Raw genomic sequence first — 8,369 nt, forward strand, 5'->3', positions numbered from 1 at the left:
GGGCTGGTGCGTGCGATGAGTCAGCCCCCAAGCGCAGGTTGGACTGGGGGCCAGCCCCCAGACCCCCGGGATATTTCCGGCCAGAGGAAGACGGGGGCGGATTGGGGGGCGTGTTGCGGAAATGGCCGTCGTGTCGACAAATCGAGACGGGTGTTGCGCGGATTCGGGGCGCGGGCGTATAGTGTCGCCGAACGCGGGGCGGTGCGGATTTACCGTGCGGCAACCACACCAGACACAAGATCGGGCCATGGCCGAGCAGGACAGTTCAGCAGACGACACGCCAGCGGTGCCCCGCTGGTTCGACGAGCTTCGCCCCGGCGGCGATGGCGAGGGATTCATGGAGCGGCACCTGCGGCATTCGCTGATGTTCGTGCGGCGCCCGGTGAACCGCCTGTTGGTGACATTCGACAACCTGTCCAACGTCAACGACAGCTCGGCGGAGCGCGAGCCCTGGGCGTTCAAGTTCGCGCAGGATGTGAACATCTCGCACCTGGGTGTCATGGCGCATGTGGCGGACTGGTACCGCGACGGCGACCTGATCGCGCGGTTCGAGAAGCTGCGCGACGAGGGGTTCTTCGAGGGCTACGACCGGGTGATATTCGCCGGCGTGTCGATGGGCGGCTATGCCGCCATCGCCTTTGGCTCGCTGGTGCCGGGGGCGCATGTGGTGTCGGTGAACCCGCAAAGCACGCTGGATACCGGGCTGGTGCCGTGGGAGACGCGCTATGAGGGCGGGCGGCGGCAGGACTGGACGCTGCCCTTGTCGGATGCGGCGGCGCTGACCGCGGGCCTGGGCCGGGTGAGCATTTTCTACGACCCCTATCACGCGCTGGACAAGCAACATGTGGGACGGTTCTCGGGCGACAACATCCACGTCTTTCACTGCCGCCATTCGGATCACAAGACGGCCGTGTTCATGCGCAAGATCGGCGCGCTGAAGCCGGTGATGCATGCGGCGATCTTCGGCGACGTGGACCCGGTGGACTTCTACCGTCTCTACCGGGCGCGGCGCGACCTGCGGTGGTACAAGAACCAGGTCACGGCCTATTTCAACGACCGTGGGCGGGACGAGATGGCGAATGCGTTCGGCCTGGCGTTTCGCAAGCGGCTGCGGCGCAAGCTGCGCGAGGAGGAGCGCGCGGCTCAGAAGGACGCGGATGCGGACGGGGATTTCGGCCCGGATGACGATGACGGGTTCGACGGGCCGGAGATGGACGGCCCCGAGGACGTGACCGAGGATGCGCCGGCGCCGAGGACCAAGGCCGCTGCGGCGACGCCCCCGGCCAAGGCCGCGCCGAAGGACAAGGCTCCGGCCAGGGCCGGGACGCCCGCGCCCGACGGCCCGTCGCGAGCCATGGGCGCGCGCCGCAACGATCGGTGCCTGATCGTGACCACGATGAAGAACGAAGGGCCGTTCATGCTGGAATGGGTGGCCTTCAACAAGGCCATCGGCTTCACCGATTTCCTGATCTACACCAACGATTGCGACGACGGCACCGACCGCATCGCCATGCGGCTGGAGGAGCTGGGCGTCGCCGCGCATGTGGACAACCGATTCAAGAAGGGTGCGAGCCCGCAGCGGGTGGCGCTGCGCCGGGCGTTCTCGCATGACCTTTACCGGCAGGCCGACTGGGCCATCTGCGCCGATTGCGACGAGTTCCTGAACATCCGCGCGGGCGCGGGACGCCTGCCGGACCTCTTCGAGGCGGTGGGCGACGCGGATGCCATCTCGCTGTGCTGGAAGCTGTTCGGTTGCGGCGAACAGGTGCGCTATGAGGACAGGTTCATCCACGAGCATTTCACCTGGTCCGCGCCGGAGGAGTTCCGCGAGAAATACCGCGGGCTGGGGCTGAAGACGCTGTTTCGTCCGTCCGAGGCCATCAAGAAGTTCGGCGTGCACCGGCCCAAGTTCGACGGGCGGCCCGAGGGCTTTGTCTGGACCGACGCGGGCGGCAAGCCGATGCCCGAGAAGTATTTCGACATGGGCTGGTCGGCCTATGGCGGGTTCAGCCACGATCACGCGCGGCTGCACCACTACGCGGTGCGGTCGGTCGACAGTTTCCTGGTCAAGCGCGACCGGGGCCGCACCAACCATATCGACCGCGACCAGGGCGTGGCCTATTGGGCCGACATGAACCTGAACATGGTCGAGGACACGAGCCTTGTGCCGATGGCCGAGGCCACGCGGGTCGAGTTCGACCGGCTGATGCAGGACGGCGAGATCCGCCGCCTGCATGCCGAGGCCTGTGCCTGGCACCGGGCCAAGATCGCGGCGCTGAAATCGAGCGACGAGTGGGCGGCGCTGCATGACCTGCTGCAGATGATCAACCGCCCCGGCGAGGCGCCGGTGAACCGCGACCAGCTGTTGCAGGACCTGGCCGCGGAATGAGCCGGCGCCCGCAGATCGTGCTGCATGGCGGATTTCACAAGACCGCCACCAGCCACATCCAGTCGATGCTGGCGCGCAATTCCAAGATGCTGGAACGGACGGGCGTGCATTACGTGCACCACCGCGACACCCGCAAGCAGTTGACCGTGCCGGTGCAGTGCAACGTCTACAACAAGATCGGCATGGACTGGGACCCGAAGATTTCCGACGCCGAACTGGCGGAGATGAGCCGGGCGTTTTTGAAGGATATATCGAAGGGCAATCCGAAGCGGATCATCCTGTCGGACGAGAACATGGCCGGGCATTGCGGACATTGCGTCAAGCGCGGGGTGCTCTATCGCTGGCGGCGCAAGCTGCTGGAAGTGTTCGCCGGGCAGTTTCCCGACGGCGTGGACGAGGTGCATCTGGGGCTGCGCAACTATGCCGACTTCTTTGCGTCGGCTTACGTGGAATACCTGCGGTCCGTGACCGGGCAGTGGTTCGTGGACGAGCGCACGATGCGGCGGCAGGTGCTGGAGAACATGCCGAACTGGCACAACATCCTGAAATCGGTGGTGACGCTGTTTCCCGGCGCCAAGGTCACGGTCTGGCGTTACGAGGACTTTCGCCAGATCGACCGGCAGGTTCTGTCCAACCTTTGCGGGCCGGGGATCGACACCGGCGCGATGAAGGAACCCAAGGACAAGAACAAACGCCCCACGGCCAGCGGGCGCGCGGTGGCGGAACTGTTGCAGCTGATTCACAAGGATGGCGCGGACAAGGCGCTGGAACAGCGGGTCGCCTTGCAGGAGCGGTATCCGCGCGGCAAGGACCATGGCAGCTACGATCCCTGGACCGCGAACGAGCGGGCGCACCTGACACGGATGTACGACCAGGATATCGCCGATATCCGCGCCAATCCCGACATCACCCTGCTGGAGCTCGAGCAGATCGCAAGCCACTAGCAAGGCAGCCGGGCGGGATGTGGCTGGCGGTTTGCCGAAAGCAAGAGCCTGGGTCTTTGCCGACATCACCCCTGCGGAACCTGAGGGCGACCGGGCCGAACAGGCTGGCCCCGGCGCGGATGATCCCGGGCACGCGTTTGCGGGGTGCCGCGATCCGAAGAAAGCAAGGGCGGCCCGAAGGCCGCCCTTTGAACGTCCGGAGGAAGACGTCGGTTATTCGGGCATGATCACGCCGTCGATCACGTGGATGACGCCGTTCGAGGCCTCGATGTCGGCGGTGACGACATTGGCGTCGTTGACGGTCACGCCGCCCTCGGTGCCGATGGTCACCTCGGTGCCCTGCACGGTTTCGGCGGTCATGCCGTCGCTGAGATCACCGGACATGACCTTTCCGGGCACCACGTGGTAGGTGAGGATGCTGGTCAGCTGGTCCTTGTTTTCCGGCAGCAGCAGCGTATCGACCGTGCCTTCGGGCAGCGCGGCAAAGGCCTCGTCTGTCGGGGCGAAGACGGTAAAGGGGCCGTCGCCTTTCAGCGTCTCGACAAGTCCGGCGGCCTCGGCCGCGGCCAGCAGGGTGGAAAAGTCGCCCGCTTCGGTGGCGGTATCGACGATGTCCTTGCCGCTTTCGGCGAAGGCGGTGGTGGCGCCCCCCAGGAGGGTGGCGGCGGTCAGGGCAAGATAAGTTCTGCGAAGCATGTCATGTCTCCCTATGAGAGTGTGTTTGGTACGAGTGATGAGCGATGTGCGTCTTGCGCATCGTGTCCCTGTTACGTGGCCCAAGCGCGTCCGGTTCAGCGGGGATTTCCGCCGGTGCGGCTTGACGGAAAGGGTTCGCCGCCTAAGCCGGCGCGCCCTGCGAAAGCCACTGAAAAATTCGTGAACCGGCGTGAGCATCCGGCCGCGTCGGGACGGGTTTAAGGCTTGAGGCGCTTCAGGTCTGTGGCATAACGGGGCCACGCAAATCCGAAAGGGGGCGGTGATGGAGCTGGTCTTCGAAATCCTTGGCTTTCTGGCCTTGATCCTGGTGTTGGCGATCGGGATCGTCATCGCGCTGGCGCTGATCTTTTTCGTCATCGACAAGACACAGACCGGCGACGCGATCCGGCGCAACTATCCGGTGATCGGGCGGTTCCGGGGGCTGTTCACCACGCTGGGCGAGTTCTTCCGCCAGTACTTCTTTGCCATGGACCGCGAGGAGATGCCGTTCAACCGCGCCCAGCGGGACTGGGTGGGGCATGCCTCGAAGGGCAAGGGCAATACCGTCGCCTTCGGGTCGACCCGGAACCTGAACGTGGCGGGCACGCCGATCTTCGTGCCGGCGGCCTTTCCGCCGCTCGATGACCAGTTCGCGGCCACCGAGCCGATGCAGATCGGGCCCTATTGCCGGACGCCCTACATGGCGCGGTCGATCTTCAACGTCTCGGGCATGAGTTACGGCGCCATTTCGCGCCCCGCGGTCGAGGCGCTGAGCCGCGGCGCGGCGGAGGCCGGGATCTGGCTGAACACCGGGGAGGGGGGCCTGAGCCCCTATCACCTGTCGGGCGGGTGCGACGTGGTCTACCAGATCGGGACAGCGAAATACGGGGTGCGGACGCCGGATGGCGCGCTGGACGACGACAAGCTGCGAAGGATGGGCGAGACCGAGCAGGTCAGGATGTTCGAGTTGAAGCTGGCGCAGGGGGCGAAACCCGGCAAGGGCGGTATCCTGCCCGGTGCCAAGGTCGGGCCGGAGATTGCCGAGATCCGGGGTATCCACGTGGGGCAGGACAGCATTTCGCCGAACCGGCACCGCGAGGTGAACAATTACGGCGAGCTTTTGGATTTCATCGGCCATATCCGCGAGGTCACGGGCAAGCCCGTCGGGTTCAAGACCGTGGTGGGGTCGAGCGAAGCCTGGGACGAGATGTTCGAGCTGATCGTCGAGCGCGGGCCTGAAAGCGCGCCGGATTTCATCACCATCGACGGCGGCGAGGGCGGCACGGGGGCCGCGCCGATGCCGCTGATGGACCTGGTAGGGATGCCCATTCGCGAGGCGCTGACCCGGATGGTGGACCTGCGCGACCGGCACGGGCTGAAAAGCCGGATCCGGATCATCGCGGCGGGCAAGCTGGTCAATCCCGGCGACGTGGCCTGGGCGATTTGCGCGGGCGCGGATTTCGTGACCTCGGCGCGGGGGTTCATGTTCTCGCTGGGCTGCATCCAGGCGCTGAAGTGCAACCGCAACACCTGTCCCACGGGGATCACCACCCATGACAAGCATTTGCAGAAGGGTCTGGTGGTCGAGGACAAGTACATGAAGGTGGCCAGTTACGCGCGGCAGGTCATCAAGGAGGTCGAGACCATCGCCCATTCCGTGGGTGTGGCCGAGCCAAGGCTGATGCGGCGGCGGCATGTGCGGATCGTGCAGGCGGACGGCACGTCGATTCCTTTGACAAAGATCCGGCCCAGCGTTGACGCGGCGCAGTATCCCTAGAGGTGGAGCGGACAGTCATCCTCGGGCTTGACCCGGGGATCTCTGACCGCGGGAGGTCCCGGATCAGGTCCGGGAAGGCGGTGGGTGATGGTGCCGCGCGGAGTCAAGGCCGAAGGCCGCCGCGCGATCGCCAGACCGCCCGGACGGGCTGGCGATTGGGTGACGTGGGCACACCGATCAGTAGTTTTGCGGATTTGGATGCCATAAAGTGCCCCGAACACCTGTCGGGTCGCCATCCCGCGGTCTGTCGACCGCGCGGCTTTGTCAGCGTCACGAGTCTTGGGGCTTTGCGGCAGGAGGTCCCGGATCAAGTCCGGGACGGCGACGGGGAGTAGTGCCGCGCGGCATAAAGGCCGAAGGCCGCCGCGCGATCGCCAGACCGCCCGGACGGGCTGGCGATGAGGTGACGTCGGCGCCTTGATCGCAGGTTTTGCGGATTTGGCTGCCATTAAGTGCCCCGAAGGACAGTCGGGTCGCCAACCCGCGGTCTGGCAATCGCGCGGCTTTGTTATCTGTACGCATCTTGGAGCCTTGCGTTGGGAGGTCCCGGATCAAGTCCGGGACGGCCGACCACGGTGCCTCGCGTGCGCACGCGCGCGCGAAAAGAATGCCGCCGCCATTGTTACCGCGCTTCCACGTCTTCGTGACACGGCTTGTTTTGCCGCGCGAATGCGCTTTCCTTATGTCACGACTGACAGACATGCCCGCGAGAAGAGGAGAACCCGCATGGCCCATCGTTGGAAGAACACGCTGCGCGACAAGGATGTGACCGACGAGGCCGCGTTCCTCAGCCGGCGGCAGTTGATGGCGGGGGCCGCTGCCGGGGTTGGCCTGGCCGGGGTCGGCGGGATGCCGGCGCGGGCGCAGGATCTGGAGCCCACATCCTACGAGGATGTCACCACCTACAACAACTACTACGAGTTCGGCACCGCCAAGGGCGACCCCGTAGAGAATGCCCATATGCTGACGACCCAACCCTGGACGGTGAAGATCGACGGGCTGGTGGATCGCCCCGGCGACTATGCCTTCGAGGACATCATGGCGAAGATGACGGTGGAGGAGCGGATCTATCGTTTCCGCTGTGTCGAGGCCTGGTCGATGGTGGTGCCGTGGAACGGGTTCGAGCTGGCCGATCTCTTGGAAATGGCAGGCGTGCAGTCGGGCGCGAAATACGTGGCCTTCGAGACCGCGCTGCGCCCCGACGAGATGCCGGGGGTGAAATACCCGGTGCTGGACTGGCCCTATGTCGAGGGGCTGCGGCTGGACGAGGCGACGCATCCGCTGACGATCATGGCGACGGGGATTTACGGAAAAGAGATCCCCAACCAGAACGGTGCGCCGCTGCGTCTGGTGGTGCCGTGGAAGTATGGGTTCAAGTCGATCAAGTCGATCGTGCGCATCACGCTGACCGAGACTGAGCCGCCGACCAGCTGGAACAAGGCGAACGCGCGGGAATACGGGTTCTACAGCAACGTGAACCCCGAGGTGGACCACCCGCGATGGAGCCAGGCGAGCGAGCGGGTCATCGGGACCGGACTGTTCGCCCGCCGGCAGGACACTTTGATGTTCAACGGGTATGCCGACGAGGTGGCGAGCCTCTATGATGGGATGGACCTGAAGGCGAACTTCTGATGCGGTCAGGGCCCGAACACGACCTGGTGCATGATGCGACCCGGCCAGAGGGTGAAGAGGCCCGCGCCGATCAGCGCGATGGCGAAAAGCTGTTGCATGGTGCGACGGTGGGCGGTGACCTGTCCGGTCTGGGCATAGTAAAGACCGAGCGGCGCAGAGATCAGGACGATGATCGACAGGACATGGATCGGGCTGAACGGGCCGATAACTTGCATCGTGTGAATCCAGAAGCTGGAAGCGGCGACGACCAGCATCAGGATCACCCAGACCGAGCCAAGGCCGCGATGAAGACCCGTGCCCTTGGGAAGGATCAATTGGAGAGCGCCAAGTGCGAGGGCGGCCAGGGCGGCCAGCGTGTGGGCCACGATCATCGGGCTGGCGCTGAGCAAAGGATCGAGCGTCATCGCACTCTTCTTATCATGGTGTGTGATTCTGCTCAAAACCGGACTGTTTCAACATGAGCGTGGTGACGACAGCGCGGGAGACCCTGAACCAGATGCTGCGCCGGGTGCCGGCATGGCCCATTTACGTGGCGAGCTTGGGCTATGCCGCGTGGATGCTGTGGCTGGGCGTACAGAACCGGCTGGGCGCGGACCCCGTGAAAGTGCTGGAGCACGAAATGGGGGAGATGGCGCTGTACCTGCTGGTGGCGGGGCTGGCGGTGACGCCGCTGCGCAAGATTGCGGGGGTGAACCTGTTGAAGTTCCGCCGGGCGCTGGGGCTGGCGTGCTTCTTCTTCGTGGTCTGTCACCTGCTGGTCTGGGCAGTTCTGGACGTGCAGCGGATCGGCGAAGTCTGGGCCGATATCGTGAAGCGGCCTTACATAACTGTCGGCATGGCGGCGTTCGGTCTGTTGATTCCGCTGGCAGTGACCTCGAACAACCTGTCGATCCGCAAGATGGGCGCGGCGGCCTGGGGCCGGCTGCACCAG

At 65.2% G+C, this 8,369-nt stretch carries 7 protein-coding genes (1 of these 7 cut by a window edge); 5 read left to right on the forward strand and 2 right to left on the reverse strand.

Features of this window, described 5'->3' with window-relative positions; translation table 11 throughout:
* Positions 1-247: 247 nt before the first annotated feature.
* The gene (locus tag FIU85_RS12950; RefSeq protein WP_152497180.1) at positions 248-2,389 is read left to right on the forward strand and encodes a glycosyltransferase family 2 protein; all 2,142 of its coding nucleotides are present in this window, start codon (positions 248-250) and stop codon (positions 2,387-2,389) included.
* Complete coding sequence (locus FIU85_RS12955; RefSeq protein ID WP_152494015.1) at positions 2,386-3,333, forward strand: hypothetical protein; 948 nt, start codon at positions 2,386-2,388, stop codon at positions 3,331-3,333. Before FIU85_RS12950 ends, FIU85_RS12955 begins: the two co-directional genes overlap by 4 nt.
* A gap of 213 nt (positions 3,334-3,546) precedes the next feature.
* On the opposite strand, the gene FIU85_RS12960 is transcribed toward FIU85_RS12955, so the two are convergent.
* Entirely contained in the window at positions 3,547-4,029 is a 483-nt protein-coding gene (locus FIU85_RS12960) for a fasciclin domain-containing protein (RefSeq protein WP_152494014.1), read from the reverse strand.
* Positions 4,030-4,312: 283 nt separating this feature from the next.
* Between FIU85_RS12960 and FIU85_RS12965 the strand changes: the two genes are divergently transcribed.
* Entirely contained in the window at positions 4,313-5,806 is a 1,494-nt protein-coding gene (locus FIU85_RS12965) for an FMN-binding glutamate synthase family protein (RefSeq protein ID WP_152497181.1), read from the forward strand.
* Between the two features lie 726 nt (positions 5,807-6,532).
* The gene (msrP, locus tag FIU85_RS12970; protein WP_152497182.1) at positions 6,533-7,438 is read left to right on the forward strand and encodes a protein-methionine-sulfoxide reductase catalytic subunit MsrP; all 906 of its coding nucleotides are present in this window, start codon (positions 6,533-6,535) and stop codon (positions 7,436-7,438) included.
* A gap of 5 nt (positions 7,439-7,443) precedes the next feature.
* Here the strand turns inward: msrP and FIU85_RS12975 are convergent, their stop codons facing one another.
* Positions 7,444-7,842: a DUF2306 domain-containing protein gene (locus tag FIU85_RS12975; RefSeq protein WP_152497183.1), complete on the reverse strand. Its 399-nt coding sequence runs from the start codon at positions 7,840-7,842 to the stop codon at positions 7,444-7,446.
* A 53-nt stretch (positions 7,843-7,895) separates the two neighbouring features.
* Here FIU85_RS12975 and msrQ point away from each other — a divergent pair, with 53 nt between their 5' ends.
* Positions 7,896-8,369 carry the 5' portion of a protein-methionine-sulfoxide reductase heme-binding subunit MsrQ gene (msrQ, locus tag FIU85_RS12980; RefSeq protein WP_152497184.1) on the forward strand. It continues 165 nt past the right edge of the window, so only the first 474 of its 639 coding nucleotides appear in the window; the start codon lies at positions 7,896-7,898; the stop codon falls past the right edge of the window.

It is taken from the genome of Roseovarius sp. THAF8 (assembly GCF_009363735.1).
Taxonomy (GTDB): Bacteria; Pseudomonadota; Alphaproteobacteria; order Rhodobacterales; family Rhodobacteraceae; genus Roseovarius.

What these genes read in the sequence shown, in the direction of transcription:
- msrP (WP_152497182.1), top strand. Translation starts at nt 6,533, where the DNA reads ATGGCCCATCGTTGGAAGAACACGCTGCGCGACAAGGATGTGACCGAC.
- FIU85_RS12955 (WP_152494015.1), top strand. Translation starts at nt 2,386, where the DNA reads ATGAGCCGGCGCCCGCAGATCGTGCTGCATGGCGGATTTCACAAGACC.
- FIU85_RS12960 (WP_152494014.1), bottom strand. Translation starts at nt 4,029, where the DNA reads ATGCTTCGCAGAACTTATCTTGCCCTGACCGCCGCCACCCTCCTGGGG.
- FIU85_RS12950 (WP_152497180.1), top strand. Translation starts at nt 248, where the DNA reads ATGGCCGAGCAGGACAGTTCAGCAGACGACACGCCAGCGGTGCCCCGC.
- FIU85_RS12975 (WP_152497183.1), bottom strand. Translation starts at nt 7,842, where the DNA reads ATGACGCTCGATCCTTTGCTCAGCGCCAGCCCGATGATCGTGGCCCAC.
- FIU85_RS12965 (WP_152497181.1), top strand. Translation starts at nt 4,313, where the DNA reads ATGGAGCTGGTCTTCGAAATCCTTGGCTTTCTGGCCTTGATCCTGGTG.